Source organism: Pseudomonas sp. LAIL14HWK12:I7, assembly GCF_000483465.1.
Classification (GTDB): domain Bacteria; phylum Pseudomonadota; class Gammaproteobacteria; order Pseudomonadales; family Pseudomonadaceae; genus Aquipseudomonas; species Aquipseudomonas kermanshahensis.
The window spans coordinates 36,410-50,650 of the sequence record NZ_AXYZ01000008.1 but is presented as its reverse complement, the minus strand read 5'-3'; the positions used below and the strand labels follow the sequence as shown (position 1 = coordinate 50,650).

The 14,241-nt window shown below is 61.0% G+C and carries 12 protein-coding genes and 1 pseudogene; 5 read left to right on the top strand and 8 right to left on the bottom strand.

The features are described 5' to 3' along the window. Nucleotides 1-92: 92 nt before the first annotated feature. Both D886_RS0109420 and D886_RS0109415 read left to right on the top strand, forming a co-directional pair. Nucleotides 93-1,424 carry an MFS transporter gene (locus D886_RS0109420; RefSeq protein ID WP_027593686.1) on the top strand — a complete coding sequence of 444 codons (1,332 nt, stop codon included), beginning with the start codon at nucleotides 93-95 and terminating at the stop codon, nucleotides 1,422-1,424. Nucleotides 1,425-1,820: 396 nt separating this feature from the next. Further along, nucleotides 1,821-2,534 carry a GntR family transcriptional regulator gene (locus tag D886_RS0109415; protein ID WP_027593685.1) on the top strand — a complete coding sequence of 238 codons (714 nt, stop codon included), beginning with the start codon at nucleotides 1,821-1,823 and terminating at the stop codon, nucleotides 2,532-2,534. A 6-nt stretch (nucleotides 2,535-2,540) separates the two neighbouring features. On the opposite strand, the gene D886_RS0109410 is transcribed toward D886_RS0109415, so the two are convergent. The 7 genes and pseudogenes from D886_RS0109410 to D886_RS26850 all read right to left on the bottom strand — a co-directional run bounded on the left by D886_RS0109410 (nucleotide 2,541) and on the right by D886_RS26850 (nucleotide 8,818). Continuing rightward, the gene (locus D886_RS0109410) at nucleotides 2,541-3,491 is read right to left on the bottom strand and encodes a PDR/VanB family oxidoreductase (protein ID WP_027593684.1); all 951 of its coding nucleotides are present in this window, start codon (nucleotides 3,489-3,491) and stop codon (nucleotides 2,541-2,543) included. A 12-nt stretch (nucleotides 3,492-3,503) separates the two neighbouring features. Continuing rightward, nucleotides 3,504-4,571, bottom strand: a complete 1,068-nt coding sequence (locus tag D886_RS0109405) for an aromatic ring-hydroxylating dioxygenase subunit alpha (RefSeq protein ID WP_027593683.1) — start codon at nucleotides 4,569-4,571, stop codon at nucleotides 3,504-3,506. Between the two features lie 292 nt (nucleotides 4,572-4,863). Next, nucleotides 4,864-4,983 (bottom strand): annotated as a pseudogene (locus D886_RS27730) (flagellar basal body protein); the annotation flags it as partial. Nucleotides 4,984-5,383: 400 nt separating this feature from the next. Continuing rightward, nucleotides 5,384-5,770, bottom strand: a complete 387-nt coding sequence (locus D886_RS28195; RefSeq protein ID WP_085273335.1) for a hypothetical protein — start codon at nucleotides 5,768-5,770, stop codon at nucleotides 5,384-5,386. 511 nt (nucleotides 5,771-6,281) lie between these two features. Then, nucleotides 6,282-6,464 carry an RHS repeat-associated core domain-containing protein gene (locus D886_RS28775; RefSeq protein ID WP_225876703.1) on the bottom strand — a complete coding sequence of 61 codons (183 nt, stop codon included), beginning with the start codon at nucleotides 6,462-6,464 and terminating at the stop codon, nucleotides 6,282-6,284. 75 nt (nucleotides 6,465-6,539) lie between these two features. Continuing rightward, on the bottom strand, nucleotides 6,540-6,929 hold the full coding sequence (locus D886_RS27410) for a hypothetical protein (RefSeq protein ID WP_143503701.1): 390 nt from the start codon (nucleotides 6,927-6,929) through the stop codon (nucleotides 6,540-6,542). A gap of 20 nt (nucleotides 6,930-6,949) precedes the next feature. Continuing rightward, a complete protein-coding gene (locus D886_RS26850; RefSeq protein ID WP_177323887.1) occupies nucleotides 6,950-8,818 on the bottom strand; it encodes an RHS repeat-associated core domain-containing protein in 1,869 nt (622 codons plus the stop codon). 124 nt (nucleotides 8,819-8,942) lie between these two features. On the opposite strand from D886_RS26850, the gene D886_RS0109385 reads away from it, so the two are divergent. From D886_RS0109385 to D886_RS0109375, 3 genes are read left to right on the top strand one after another with little or no spacing between them, the layout of a single operon-like run. Further along, nucleotides 8,943-9,611, top strand: coding sequence for an ABC transporter ATP-binding protein (locus D886_RS0109385; protein WP_027593680.1), 669 nt, complete (start codon nucleotides 8,943-8,945; stop codon nucleotides 9,609-9,611). After that, nucleotides 9,608-12,070: an ABC transporter permease gene (locus D886_RS0109380; protein ID WP_027593679.1), complete on the top strand. Its 2,463-nt coding sequence runs from the start codon at nucleotides 9,608-9,610 to the stop codon at nucleotides 12,068-12,070. Before D886_RS0109385 ends, D886_RS0109380 begins: the two co-directional genes overlap by 4 nt. Then, nucleotides 12,060-13,121: a lipocalin-like domain-containing protein gene (locus tag D886_RS0109375; RefSeq protein ID WP_027593678.1), complete on the top strand. Its 1,062-nt coding sequence runs from the start codon at nucleotides 12,060-12,062 to the stop codon at nucleotides 13,119-13,121. Before D886_RS0109380 ends, D886_RS0109375 begins: the two co-directional genes overlap by 11 nt. 278 nt (nucleotides 13,122-13,399) lie before the next feature. On the opposite strand, the gene D886_RS0109370 is transcribed toward D886_RS0109375, so the two are convergent. Then, entirely contained in the window at nucleotides 13,400-14,146 is a 747-nt protein-coding gene (locus tag D886_RS0109370; protein WP_027593677.1) for an enoyl-CoA hydratase, read from the bottom strand. Nucleotides 14,147-14,241: the final 95 nt, after the last annotated feature.

Sequence of the window (14,241 nt, the reverse complement as noted above, 5' to 3'; positions counted from 1 at the left end):
GGGGCACGGAACCGTCAACGTTCCTTCTGCTCTGCTTGCGTGTGCACGTCTGTCCTCCCGCCTGTGGCCCGCATTGGCCTGCAGGTGGCCCCATGAACATCGATCTCAAGCAACGTCTGGACAATGACCCGATGGGCCGCTTCCAGTGCCTGGCCATCGGCATTTGCATCGTGCTGAACATGATCGATGGCTTTGACGTGCTGGTGATGGCCTTCACGGCCGCCTCGGTGTCTGCCGAGTGGGGCCTGAGTGGGGCGCAGGTGGGGCTGCTGCTCAGCGCCGGCCTGTTCGGCATGGCGGCAGGGTCACTGTTCATTGCGCCGTGGGCCGACCGCGTTGGCCGGCGCCCATTGATTCTGTTCTGCCTGGCGCTTTCCGGTGTGGGCATGTTGCTCTCGGCGTTGAGCCAGAGCCCGTTGCAACTGGCGCTGCTGCGCGGGCTGACCGGCCTTGGCATCGGCGGCATCCTGGCCAGCAGCAATGTGATCGCCAGTGAATATGCCAGCAAACGCTGGCGTGGCCTGGCAGTGAGCCTGCAGTCCACGGGGTATGCCCTGGGCGCGACCTTGGGCGGCTTGTTGGCGGTATGGCTGCTGGGCCACTGGGGCTGGCGTTCGGTGTTCCTGTTCGGCGGCATCGTCACGGTGCTGGTGATCCCGCTGGTGCTGCTGTGGCTGCCGGAGTCGCTGGACTTTTTGTTGGCACGCCGCCCGGCGAACGCCTTGGCGCGGGTCAATCGGTTGGCCGACAAACTCGGGCAACCGGCACTGTCCCAGCTGCCGCTGCCCGCGCAAAGCGTGCCTGGTGCCGCCACAGGGTTCAGGCAGTTGCTGACCCCCGCCATGCGCCGCACCACGCTGGTGATCTGGTTGCTGTTCTTCCTGGTGATGTTCGGCTTCTACTTCGTCATGAGCTGGACCCCGAAGCTGCTGGTCGCGGCTGGCTTGTCGGCGCAGCAGGGCATTACCGGCGGGGTGCTGCTGAGCGTTGGCGGCATCCTTGGCGCGGCGCTGATTGGCGGCCTGTCGTCACGCTGGCCACTGAGCCGCGTGTTGGCGATGTTCATGCTGGTCACGGCCGGGCTGCTGGTGCTGTTCGTGGCCAGCGGGTCATCGGTCACCGCCGCGCTGGCGCTGGGCTTGCTGATCGGGCTGTTCGCCAACGGTTGCGTGGCTGGGCTGTATGCGCTGTCACCGGTGGTCTATGACGCGTCGGTGCGCGCCACTGGGGTGGGCTGGGGCATCGGCATTGGCCGGATTGGCGCAATCCTGTCGCCGACCGTGGCCGGCGTACTGCTAGACGGCGGCTGGCAACCGCTGCACCTGTATGGGGTGTTTGCCAGTGTCTTCGTGCTTGCTGCTGGTTGCCTGCTGTTGCTCAAGCCAGCATCGCGGCCGGGGCAGGCAGTGATGGCCGATGCCTAGGGTCGGGCTTTTGGTGCCCGGCCTGGCCGTAGATCCCAGCAAAATGTTGCCTAGAATGGGTGTGGCTGGCAGGTGTACGCCGCAGCAATTTTGCCGGCATTGAGATCGAGCGCCGCCCGCGCGGCGCTTCGCAGCACAAGGCTGCTCCCACATCTGTTTCGGGCCAATTATTCCTGTGCCATGAGCGCGCACCCCCTTGGCGCCTGACACGATATTGAGTCGGACCAACAAGGCGGTCGCGCGCAAATATCACAGGCCTCACTGGCCCGAAACAGATGCGGGAGCAGCCTTGTGCTGCGAAGCGCCGCGCGGGCGGCGCTCGATCTCATGGCCACCCAATGCGTCGTGGCGAGCACTACGATAAGATTACCGCTCATGTCTCTGGAAACTGCCTGGATGAGCAAGCCCGGTCAATTAGTGCTGGTTACGCTTCGCAAGATGATCGCCTCCGGCGAATTGGCGGCCGGCGAGCGTCTGATGGAAATCCCCACCGCCGAACTGTTCGGTGTCTCGCGGATGCCGGTGCGCATGGCATTTCGCACCCTCGAACAGGAGGGCCTGCTGGTGCGTTTTGGCGGGCGTGGGTTTCAGGTGCGTTCCGTCAGCGCGGACGACATCGCCGGTGCGGTCGAGGTGCGTGGCGTGCTGGAAGGCCTGGCTGCGCGCCAAGCGGCAGAGCGTGGGCTGTCCGCTGAAGCGCGCGCAGCGCTGCAGCGCTGCCTGGTCGAAGGCGACCAGCTGTTTGACAAGGGTTTTGTCACCGAGGAAGACCTGCAGGCCTACCATGACCTCAACATGCGCTTTCACCAGGTGATCATCGCGGCCAGCCACAACCCGGCGATTGCCGATGCCCTGGCGCGCAATGACCACCTGCCGTTTGCCTCGGTCACTGCGCTGGCCGTGGACCGCCACGACCTGGCGCGAGAGTACCGGCGCTTCAACTATGCACACATGCAGCACCATTCGGTGTTCGATGCCCTGGTCAGCGGGCAGGGCGCCCGCGCCGAGGCCATCATGCGCGAGCACGCCAATGCCACCTTGCGCTACGCCGAGACGTTCGGCGCGGCCACGGCCGATGCGCGCATGAAGGTCATCCTGCCCTCGTCCTGAAGCGCTTCAGATATCCAGCACCAGCAGCGGCGTTTTCGAGCGCGAGCAGCAGGGCGTGAACTGATCGTTCTGCGCCTGCTCCTGCTCCGTGAGGAACAGGTCGCGATGCTCCGGTGTGCCTGCCAGCACGCGCGTCAGGCAGGTGCCGCAAATGCCTTGCTCGCACGACATGGCGATCGCGATGCCGTGCTGTTCAAGCACCTGCACCACACTCTGGTCGGCGGGCACTTCGAAGACCTGGCCGGTGCTGTTCACCTGCACCGAGAAGCTGCCGTCGTTCTGCGTATCAACCGGCGCGGCGGCAAAGTATTCGCGGTGCAGGCAGGCCTCCTGCCAGCCCTGCGCCTTGGCGCTTTCCAGCACATGCTGCATGAACCCGCTTGGGCCGCACACATACAGGTGCATATCGTCTTGCGGGTTGGCCAATACCTGAGCGATGTCCAGTGCAGTCTCGGGTTGCTCGTCGAAATGCACGAACAGGCGGTCGGCGAAGGCGGCACCGCGCATGCGTTCGACGAAGGCTGCACGTTCGCTGGAACGGGCGCAGTAATGCAGTTCGAAGTCCTCGCCGCTGTGGGCCAGTTGCTCGGCCATGCAGAGGATCGGCGTAATGCCGATGCCACCTGCGAACAACAGGCTGCGACGGGCGCCCTGGGCCAGGGGGAACAAGTTGCGCGGTGCGCTGATACGCAGGCGGGCACCGTTGTGCACCTGCTCGTGCAGGCTGCGCGAGCCGCCACGTGAGGCAGGGTCCTTGAGTACGCCGATCAGGTAACGGTGGCGTTCTTCGGGGTGATTGCACAGTGAATACTGGCGGACTTGCCCATCCGGCAGGTGCACGTCAATGTGCGCGCCTGCACTAAAGGGCGGTAGCAGGCTGCCATCGAGTGCGGCCAGCTCGAAGCTGCAGATGTCCTGCGCTTCGTCGTTACGGGAAACCACTACGGCATCGATCATGTCCGTTCCTCGTCAGGCTGGGCTTGCGCTGGTCGCGATCAGTTGGGCTTGGGCCGTGCGTTCGTTGGCGATCAGGCGCTCCAATATTTTGCGCGACTGGACCCCGCCGGCATCGATGTTGAGCTTGAGCAGGTTGCGCTCGGGGTAGGCGAGCAGGTTCTGTTGCTGGCGTTCGAGCATTTCCAGGTCTTCGCTGAAAATCTTGCCCTGGCCCTCGCGGATGTTGGCGGTCAGCGTTTCGTCGTGCGCTGCAAAGTTGCGCGCCATGCCCCAGAAGTACCAGATCGAGGTGTCGGTCTCTGGGGTGATGAAGTCGACCACGATGCTCGAGGCTTTGTGCTGCGCATCGGCGTGATAACCCCCTTTGCCTGCGTGGGCCACGCCAACTTCGATCAGCACATGGCTGGGTGGGGTGAAGCGGCAGATCTGCCAGCGGTCCACCGGCACATCGTCAGCCAGGCCGTTGCCGCGCAGGGCCATGCGCCAGAACGGCGGTGCCATGATGTTTTCCATGTGTCGGGCAGTCACCACTTCGTCACCGGTGACGGTGGTCACGGGCGGGGCTTCGTCGATTTCCTTCTGACCAATGCTGGAGGCATGCACGTAGGTTTCGTGGGTCAGGTCCATGAGGTTGTCGATCATCAGCCGGTAGTCGCAGCCAATGTGGAACAGCCCGCCGCCGTAGGCCCACGCGTCATTCACCGCCCACTCCAGGTGTGGGATCAGGCTTGGGTCCGCTTGCGCCTGGTCGCCGGGCCAGACCCAGATGAAGCCGTAGCGCTCGACCACCGCGAAGGTCTTGTTGCAAGGGAAGCCCCTGACCCGCTGCCCTGGCATCTCGACGGTCTTGCCGTCGCAGCCCATCACCAGGCCATGGTAGCCACACACCAGGTTGCCGTTTTCGACATAGCCCAACGACAGCGGGGCGCCACGGTGCGGGCAAAAATCTTCCACTGCAGCCACCCGGTTTTCGTGGCCCCTGTAGAACACGATCCGCTCCCCGCAGACCTGACGGCCCAGCGGTTTCTCGGCGATTTCATCGGGGGTGCAGGCGACATACCACGTGTTTTTGGGGTACATGAAGGCTCTCCGGAGTAGCGATTGTTTTTATTTAATGGATCCATTAAATGTGGCGGAGGGCGGCCCGGTCAACGATTGTGGCATTTTTTGCTGATTTATTTGGGCGATTATCGGACTGCTATGAGTGGTTCTTTGTTTTATGGATCCATTAGCCGGAGTTTTCAGCACCGCTGGATGTCACCCTGCCGCGCTTGAACGATCCGGAACCTGACGAAACCAATCCCGACCTCGCCTGGCACAAAAAGCAGTGGCATGCAGTGCCTAGCGAGACCCTGACCGAACAGGTTTTTTTCAGGTCCTGGACTTCGGCGCGATCACGTTTGAAGCCAGTGGTCGAGACGTTGGCCAGGTTGTTGGAAATGGTGTCCTGGGCGGACAGGCCGGTTTTAGCGACCCAGCGAGCCGGAAGCATGCTGTTCTCCTCGTGCGCCTGTTTACGGCACCCGTTCAAATATGATTAGCCGATTTGCAATTGAGCGCTTGTACTCATTGAATGTTAGGAAGTATTAGCGCCAAGGTTCAGCGTCGAAAACTAGTAGAAGTACCAGGTGACCCGTTCCACTCGCGACGCCGAAGGTTGACTTCCAGATCACCCTTTCCGCTTGCCAGACCGACCCGGACCAGAACGCCTTCGCAACACTGGAGCTGGATGGCAAGAATGGCTCGCTGCCGATCGGCCCCATCGCAAAGGGTGTCTTCAAGTAGGCCCAACACAATGATGAAAATAATCTGTCTTGGTGACACAACCGATCATGGCGGAGATTCAGTTGGAACTCAATCAATAGTGTCTGTTTTGGGTTTGCGGCTTCGTTTTAGGTATAAAGTTTTCTAATGGCTGATGATGCAACCATGGGGTCAGGGTCTTTGGATAGTTGTTGCAGGATGTCTTTGGGCACCTTGGGATTGCAGGCAATTCGGTGTCTTACAGTTGCGTCCGAATCGATTGCGAGTCGCTCGAAGACCGTTCTATTAAGTTTTCGTTTGGTTGCTATTTTCCATCGGATATCTATGTCGCTGCTCTTCGAGAGAAGGTCTATGATGTCGTCGGGAATGTTTTTGTTCCCAGCTACGCATCGTGCGAGCTCCGGGTAGTTATTAAGTATTTCAGTCCATACTTCAAGTGAGGCAGTTTGGTGTGCGAGCGTGGTATCTTCATCATCGTCGCAAAGGATTCTGAATTCTTCAGCTGAAATACCCATCTATTTCCCCTTTTGGCCCTTGCATTGCACCTCGATCATTGATCTTTCTCTCTGGGCGGAGTGTGCTTCGATTTTGTTGGGGATGCTCTCTCAGTGGATGTTTGATGCGCCTGTTGGTAGTAGTTTTCCAATTTCCTTCAAAGCCTCATCTTGCCTTTCATATAGCTGGGTGTTGATGTAGGTCTGGCATTCTGGTGTGAAGTTCATCGGTTAAGTCTCCATGCTATTCTTCCCACTGTTTTTTGTGTTGCCTCAAAGCAAATTGTTCTTTCATTTTTTTGTTAAAAGCATTTATATGAGCCTTGTCTCTGTTGTCATACTCCACGCGAAAGCCCCGATGCTCATCTAGAAAGCGTCCCCCGTTGAAGGGGTCCGGTATGAATTTTGCCGTATTAGGAACGGAATCTTTGGCGGAGATTTGAGTGTGTCCTAGGGCGCTGTTCATAGCTTGACTGTAGTCGTCGTGCAACTCGTCGCATTGACGCTCTTTCCTGATTCTCTCTCTTTCTAGTTATTTTCTCTTGTCTTTAGCGCTGCATGGGTTGGCGGTTCTTGTCAGTTCAAGTGGGTCGATCCACTGTCTCGGGTTTGGCGCGTACTGGTACGTATTAATCTCGCCATCAAGCACTACTGGATCCTTACTAATAAACCTTGCTGTCCGAGGATCAGTAGCGATGGTGAAAAATGGTGTCATTTTGTTTCTTGATTGGTGGCTGACTTGTGATGGGTGGAGCATCTTTGTGATGCTCCACTATCCGATAATTGGGCGCTATTGTTGCTGCTTCTTTCGCAAATCTAAATTGTAGTGCGCGACCTGCTTGACATTTGTGACGGTGTCTTTCGATAAGCGTTCTAGAATTTCAATAGGTGTTTTTTGATTTGCAGCAATAGCCTGCCTAACACGAGGCTCTTCGTCTCTGGATAAAAGGTGCATGCTGTCGAGGTCTAGTTTACGTTTTCTAGCTACAGTGTGGCGAGTTTTCCAGTTACCACTAAGGGCTAGTTTGGCGAGGATAATGGCTGGTATGGTGTTGTTTTGTAATAGCATTAACTCGTAATCCGCATGTTGCTCAAGCATGCTTTCCCAGACGTGCATCTCTGCCTCATCTGAAATTGCCCTGCTTTTAAGTGTCGGGTCATCGCTTTCGATTAAGCTCATGAATTCCGCTGCTGAGTTTATCATTTCTTTTCCTGGCACTTTAATGATTTTAAGTCTATCTGACGACCAGTTGGGCCTTTGTGTTTTTTGCCAGTAAGCATGTCCCCATGCTCATTAAGGTCGGCTAACCATTCGAGCGTGCTGTTTCTTGATTCCGTGAATACTTTCCAAGAACTACCGTGCTCGGTCTTATCTGGTGAGTACCAGTTTCCGTCTTTTGGATCTCTGTACAAGCTTACGTTACCAACTCCCGGTACATGGCCGCTGCACCTTTTGTCATATCTCTGGATAATCCATTTTTCAGCGCAGCAGGTTCTGTTGTCGATGTTTTTCTTTCCAGTAGGAGGAGGCGTTCTCCCTGTGCGTGATAATCCTAATGGATCGGTCCATTCGATCGGGTTGGGTGCATACGTATAAGAATTGATGTCACCGTAAAGACCTATCGGGTCTCGAGTGATAAATCGACCCTGAAAGGGGTCATAATATCGATACCGGCTGTAGTGAAGCACAGCCTCGGGGTCGAAATACTGCCCTTGGAAGCGCAGTGGATAGTGCATTCCTGACAAATCTGCTTGTTTATTTCCATTTTCTTTGGCTGTTCCCCACGCCTCATAGATTGCTGTCCATGCAATTTTCGCATTAGCGTCGGTGACTTCCATTGGAATGCCGAGGTGATCGCATTGATACCAGACCAGAGCATCGAACGGCTTCGGCGTTGGCTTGTGCTGCCATACTGGATCTCGGTCGATGTCATACGGGAAATGATAGTTTGGCTGCCGCAGCATTTCCTCAATGTGATTCATCACCCCTTGCGCGACAGGAACGAAGGTTCCTGGCTCAAATACATAATGTGTGGTCTGCCCCTTGCCATCTCGGCCTCGTTGCTCGAACGCCAGCGTATCGCCGTCCCAGATAAACAGCGTCAGATTGCAGCCTAGCTGCTCATCCAGCGCACGCCGTGCGTTCTCGTTCCAGACCGGTCCGGCCTGGACCCGGTTGCGGTACTTCGAGCGCGAGTCCTTGTAGACACGGCGGCCTAAAGCGTCATAGCCAAACTCGACAACCAGCCGATCGTCCTCGTATCTACGCAGGCGGTCGTACAGGTCCCAGGTGAACTTGCCAGCCTTGCCGTTCTCTATCCGCTCCAGCAGATTGCCGCGCTCGTCGTACCGGTATTGCGTTCCGCAGTAGCTGCGCAGCACGTTGTCCATCAGCTTGCGTGGCGAGTGCGGATTTGGCCCGGGCGGTGCCTCGGGGTCCAGCAGGTTGCTCGCTGGGTCAAAGGCAAATATTTCCTTCTCGTAGTTAAGGCTGGCTTCAAGCAAACGACCAACCGGGTCATAACGGTAGCGCAGATCGCCACGGTTCAAGTCTTTGATGTGGCATAGCTGCCCGGCTTCGTCATAACGGTAGGTGCGAGCCGCTATGCGTTTGGACTCACCTTGCCGAGCGAGCGTCTGTTCCAGCAACTGGCCATTCGGGCTCCAAGTCTGTCGTTGGACCAGGCCATTGCCCTGCACGCGACCGATCTCTCGGTGCAGGTCATCACGCTCGTAACTGATCAACTCCTGGTCATCAAGTTTGAGCGCGAGCAGGTGGCCGCTGCCGTAAGTCAGCCAGCTGACTCGGTGGCCATCGGGACGGGTGGTGGCGACGCGGTGGTTGAGAGCATCGTACTCATGCTTAAAGACTGCAACCTGTGGTTTGACCAGATAATCAAGCCACTGATGCTCGCGCGTATTGTTGCCCGCGGCATCGTAGAACCACTGCAGTTTGCAGGTGCCGTTCTCAGCCCAGGTCAGATTGCCATTGCCGTCATAGGCAAAGGTCTCGATCTCCCATTTCTCACCGCCGCGCTTTGGGCACAGGGGGCTGTTAAGTGAAGTCAATCAGGGGTTGCCGAATATCAAGGTCGCACTCGACGTAGTGATCAACATGACGTCCTGGTAACCCTTGCACAGCCGTGACCTGCTATGCCTATGGGATACAACGCGCAAAGAGGACAGTCCCCCGATGCTGGTCGTCGAGCAACTGCACAAGTCATTCATCACCCCTCAAGGCCCGCTGCCTGTGCTGCAGGGCATCGACCTGCGCCTGGCCCGCGGCAGCAGCCTGGCGCTGATGGGGGAGTCGGGGAGTGGCAAGAGCACCTTGCTGCATTTGATTGCCGGCCTGGACCGGGCCGACAGCGGGCGCATCCTGATTGATGACGAACCACTCGATGGCCGTTCGGAGTCGGCACTGGCGCGGTGGCGCCGGGATGGCATTGGCCTGGTGTTCCAGCAGTACAACCTGATCAGCAGCCTGGACGTGGCGGCCAACCTTGCGTTTCAGGCCCGGCTTGCCAACCGGCATGACCCGCACTGGCTGGCGTACTTGGCAGAGCGCCTGGGGCTGGCTGCGTTATTGACGCGCTACCCGGAACAGCTATCTGGCGGCCAGCAACAGCGGGTCGCCATTGGCCGCGCCCTGGCCGGTCGCCCCGCCTGGGTGTTGGCAGACGAGCCGACCGGCAGCCTTGACGAAGCCAGCAGCGATGAGGTGTTAGGCCTGTTTTTGCAACTGGTCACCGAGGCCGGCAGCAGTGTCCTGATGGTGACCCACAGCCAGCGCCTGGCGGCGCGGCTAGCGCACAGTTGCTACCTGCAGGCGGGCCGCGTGCGCGCCGAGCACGGCCTATGAGCCCATTGCTGCTGACCCTGCAGGCGCTGTTGAGCCATTGGCGGCGCCATCGCGTGCAGTGCCTTAGCATCTTTACCGGGTTGTGGCTGGCCACTGCGTTATGGACCGGCGTCCAGGCACTCAACAGCCAGGCACGTATCGACTACGCCCGTGCCAGTGCGGTACTGGCGGCACCGATGCAGGCGCAATTGGTGCCGCGTGACGGCGAACGCTTCGAGCAGGCGCTGTATGTGCAATTGCGCCAGTTGGGCTGGCCGGTTGCCCCGGTACTGGAGGGGCGGCTGCGGTTTTCTGGCGAGCAGCCGGTGACTGTCCGGCTGATTGGCGTCGAGCCGTTGAGCTTGCCAGTTTCCACCGCCGTGGCCGGTGTGCGGGTGGCCGATTTCGACCTGCAGGCCTTTATTGGCAAGCCGGGGCAGGCCTGGGTAGGGCCGGACACCTTGCGCCAACTGGGCAAAACCGTTACCGACGTGGCCGTCAGCAGCGAAGGGCAGCGGCTCCCACCCTTTGTGCTCAAGCCGGAGTTGGCGCCCGGGGTGATCGTGGTCGACATCGGCCATGCGCAGGCCTTGCTGCAGGCACCCGGACAGCTGTCGCGGCTTCTACTGACAGGGCCTTCGGCGCCCTTGCCCGCAGCCATCGCTGCGCGGCTCGAACTGCAAACACCGAGTGATGACGGTGGCCTGCAACGCCTGACCGAGAGCTTTCACCTGAACCTCACCGCACTCGGCTTGCTGGCCTTCGTGGTCGGGCTGTTCATCGCCCACGCCGCCATTGGCCTGGCACTGGAGCAACGCCGTGGCTTGATCAGAAGCCTGCGGGCCTGCGGCGTCATTTTGCATTGCCTCTTGCTCGGCTTGGCGCTGGAGCTGGGCCTGTTCGCGGTGCTGGGCGGGCTGGCCGGGGTGGCGGGCGGCTATGGGCTGGCCGCGTTGCTGTTGCCGGACGTTGCCGCGAGTTTGCGTGGCTTGTATGGCGCCCAGGTCGCCAGCGTGTTGCACCTGTCGGCTGGGTGGTGGTTGGCTGGGGTGCTGGTGAGTGTGCTCGGGGCCTTGTTGGCGGGGCTGAGCAGTGTTTTGCAGGCCGCGCGCCTGCCCCTGTTGGCGCTGGCTCAACCCCAGGCCTGGCGCTTGGCGCAAGGCCGTTGGTTGCGGCGCCAGACGTGGGTGGCACTGCTGTTGCTGCTGGTGGCGCTTGGCTGTTGGCAACTGGGCCAGGGCTTGGCCAGCGCTTTCGCCTTGCTGGCGGCGTTGTTGCTGGCCTCGGCGTTGCTGTTACCTCCCTTGCTCGACGGCGTGCTGGCCTGGGCTGCGCGTGGGCGCCGACGGCCGCTGTCGCAGTGGTTCGTCGCCGACAGCCGCCAGCAATTACCCGGGTTGAGCCTGGCGCTGATGGCCTTGTTGCTGGCACTGGCCGCCAGTGTTGGCGTGGGCAGCATGACCGAGGGCTTTCGCAAGACCTTCATCGGCTGGCTCGATGCGCGTTTGTCCGCCGACCTTTACGTGACGCCTCGGGACACCGCGCAGGGCCTGCAGATCAGTGAGTGGCTCAAGCAGCAACCTGCGGCCACGGCGGTGCTGCCAGGCTGGCGTGTGGAAACGCACCTTAAGGGTTGGCCAGTGCAGGTGCAGGGGGTTATCGACCACCCGGCCTACCGCGACCGCTGGCCGTTGCTGGACCAGCACGCGCAGGCCTGGCAGCAGTTGGCGGCGGGCAAGGCGGTGATGCTCAGTGAACAATTGGCCCGCCGCCTAGGGCTGGCGGTGGGCGACACTTTGATGCTGGCGGCCGACGCTGCGCCGCCCATGACGGTTGTGGGGGTGTACGCCGACTACGGCAACCCCAAGGGCCATTTGTTGGTCAATGCCGACTGGCTGCGCAGGCATTGGCCGCAGGCGACATTGACCGGCCTGAGCGTGGATGTCGCGCCCACGCACCTGGCGCCCCTCAAGGCTGCGTTGCAGCAGCGCTTTGCCCTGGACGACAGCCGGGTGGTCGAGCAATCGCGCCTGAAGCGCTGGTCGACCGAAGTGTTCAACCGCACCTTTGCCGCCACCGCCGCCCTCAACAGCCTGACACTGGGTGTCGCCGGCGTGGCCATGTTCATCAACCTGCTGACCCTGAGCCAAAGCCGCCTGGGCCAGCTGGCGCCGCTTTGGGCATTGGGTGTGCGGCGCACGCAACTGGTTTGGCTGACCCTGGGCCAGACGCTCATGCTGAGCAGCCTCACCGTGCTGCTGGCGATCCCTGTCGGTGTCGTGTTGGCCTGGTGCCTGGTGGCGGTGGTGAACGTGCAGGCATTTGGCTGGCGGTTGCCGCTGTATGTGTTTCCTGGGCAATTGGTGCAACTGGCGGTGCTGGGCATCCTCACCAGCCTGCTGGCCAGTGCCTGGCCGCTGTGGCAACTGGCGCGGCGACAGCCCAGCGATCTGTTGAGGCAGTTTGCCGATGAACGTTAAAGCCTGTGTCGTGCTGTGCGCGCTGCTGAGCGGCTGTGACCAGCCTGCGCCAGCGCCGCAGAGTTTTGCCGGGTTGGGCGAGCAGGCCAGTGGGTTCAGCCAGGTGACCCGCGATCACCCCTTGGTGTTCCCGCGCGATCACGGTGCTCATGAGGGGTTTCGCATCGAATGGTGGTATGTCACCGCCAACCTTGAAGACGCCCAAGGGCGGGACTGGGGCGCGCAGTGGACGCTGTTCCGTTCGGCCTTGCGCCCAGGGGCGGAAACGGCCGACTGGAACAGCCCGAACCTGTGGATGGGGCACGCGGCGCTGACCGGGCCGGGTGGGCATCGCGCTGGCGAGACCCTGGCGCGTGGCGGTATCGGGCAGGCAGGCGTCGAAGTCCAGCCGTTCCGGGCCTGGATCAATGACTGGTCACTGCAGGGGGGGGAGGGCATTGCAGAGTTGCACATGAAGGCTGCCGGCCAAGGCTTTGGTTACGACCTGAATCTGCGCAGTGACAGGCCGCTGGTGCTGCACGGCAGCCAGGGCTACAGCGAAAAGTCGGGCAAGGGGCAAGCGTCGTATTACTACAGCCAGCCGTTCTACCGCGTCAGCGGCGAGGTGGAGCGCGATGGCCTATGCATTGCGGTCACCGGGCAGGCCTGGCTGGACCGGGAGTGGAGCAGCCAGCCGCTGGCGGCCGGGCAAACGGGCTGGGACTGGTTTTCACTGCACCTGGACAGCGGCGCGAAGCTGATGCTGTTCCAGGTGCGCGAGGCCAAGGGTTTGCCGTATCGGGCGGGGACCTGGGCCAGTGCCCAGGGTGAGGTGGTAGCGCTGCGAGGCGATCAGATTCAGCTTCAGGCGTTGGCCTGGACGCGGCAGGAAAACGGCAAGGAGGTGCCGACACGTTGGCGAGTGCGGGTGCTGGCGTACGGCGTGGATGTGCAGGTTGATGCCGTCGAGCCGCGTGCCTGGATGAACACCCGGTTTCCTTACTGGGAGGGGCCGGTGAGGTTGCAGGGGAGTGCGGGCGGGCGGGGGTATCTGGAGATGACGGGGTATTAGGGGCATGCAGGGGTGTGAGGCTGCCAGGTGTATGGCGATGGGGGGGGGCGCCTGTGAGATCGAGCGCCGCCCGCGCGGCGCTTCGCAGCACAAGGCTGCTCCCACATTTGTTTCGGGCCAGTCATGTCTGTGAAGGCGGCGCGCGACCGCCTTGTGTGTTCGACTCGATAGCGCGCCATGCACCTGTAGGAGCAGCCTTGTGCTGCGAAGCGCCGCGCGGGCGGCGCTCGATCTCGACAGCGCCGCAAACCTCAACCCGATCACCTCAAACCATCACCTCAATCCTTGATCAACCCCCGCAACGCCGCCTTGGCCTCAGGCGTACGCAGGCATTCGATAAACAACTGGCTCTCCCGCTCCACAGTGGCCTCCAGCTCCGTGCGCCCCCCATCCTTGAGCAGGCGCTTGCTAATACGCAGCGCCTCTTGCGGGTAACTTTGCAGCCGCCGCGCCAGTTGCCGGGCGGCCGCCAAGCACTGTTCGCCATCTTCATGCAGCTCACTGGCCAAGCCCCAGGCTACCGCCTGCTCACCCTCAAGCAACGCGTTGCCCATCAGCAAGCGGGCGGCGCGGGCGTGCCCGAGCATGCGCGGCAGCAGCAGGCTGGAGCCGAACTCCGGGCATACCCCCAACGGCGCAAACGGCATGCGCAGCTTGGCCGTGCGGCTGACCAGCACCTGGTCGCAATGCAGCAGCAGGGTGGCGCCGATGCCGATCGCCGCGCCACTGACGGCAGCGATCAGGGGTTTATCCAGGCCCATCACAATGCGCATCAGGCGGAACACCGGGCTGTCCCTGTCGCTGGGCGGGTTGTCGAGGAAATCGCGCAGGTCATTGCCGGCGCTGAAGCAGTGGGGGCCGCCCGTGATCAGCACCGCATCAACGTGCGGGTCTTCGCCCGCCGCCAGCAGCAGGTCGCCAAACTGGCGGTACATGGCGATGTTCAGGGCATTGAGCTTGTCGGGGCGGTTGAAGGTCAGGGTCAGCAGGCCCTGGTCCAAGTCGCGTGTGATCAGGTCGTTCATGGCAGCCGCTTTTGTTGTTGTGGTCAGGCCCGGCAACAGGGTGCACACCGGGCATTGGCCAGTAGGGTTTATCATGGCGCTCGGCTTGCTGTACA

What these genes read in the sequence shown, in the direction of transcription:
- D886_RS0109420 (WP_027593686.1), top strand. Translation starts at nt 93, where the DNA reads ATGAACATCGATCTCAAGCAACGTCTGGACAATGACCCGATGGGCCGC.
- D886_RS0109415 (WP_027593685.1), top strand. Translation starts at nt 1,821, where the DNA reads ATGAGCAAGCCCGGTCAATTAGTGCTGGTTACGCTTCGCAAGATGATC.
- D886_RS0109410 (WP_027593684.1), bottom strand. Translation starts at nt 3,491, where the DNA reads ATGATCGATGCCGTAGTGGTTTCCCGTAACGACGAAGCGCAGGACATC.
- D886_RS0109405 (WP_027593683.1), bottom strand. Translation starts at nt 4,571, where the DNA reads ATGTACCCCAAAAACACGTGGTATGTCGCCTGCACCCCCGATGAAATC.
- D886_RS28195 (WP_085273335.1), bottom strand. Translation starts at nt 5,770, where the DNA reads ATGGGTATTTCAGCTGAAGAATTCAGAATCCTTTGCGACGATGATGAA.
- D886_RS28775 (WP_225876703.1), bottom strand. Translation starts at nt 6,464, where the DNA reads ATGACACCATTTTTCACCATCGCTACTGATCCTCGGACAGCAAGGTTT.
- D886_RS27410 (WP_143503701.1), bottom strand. Translation starts at nt 6,929, where the DNA reads ATGAGCTTAATCGAAAGCGATGACCCGACACTTAAAAGCAGGGCAATT.
- D886_RS0109385 (WP_027593680.1), top strand. Translation starts at nt 8,943, where the DNA reads ATGCTGGTCGTCGAGCAACTGCACAAGTCATTCATCACCCCTCAAGGC.
- D886_RS0109380 (WP_027593679.1), top strand. Translation starts at nt 9,608, where the DNA reads ATGAGCCCATTGCTGCTGACCCTGCAGGCGCTGTTGAGCCATTGGCGG.
- D886_RS0109375 (WP_027593678.1), top strand. Translation starts at nt 12,060, where the DNA reads ATGAACGTTAAAGCCTGTGTCGTGCTGTGCGCGCTGCTGAGCGGCTGT.
- D886_RS0109370 (WP_027593677.1), bottom strand. Translation starts at nt 14,146, where the DNA reads ATGAACGACCTGATCACACGCGACTTGGACCAGGGCCTGCTGACCCTG.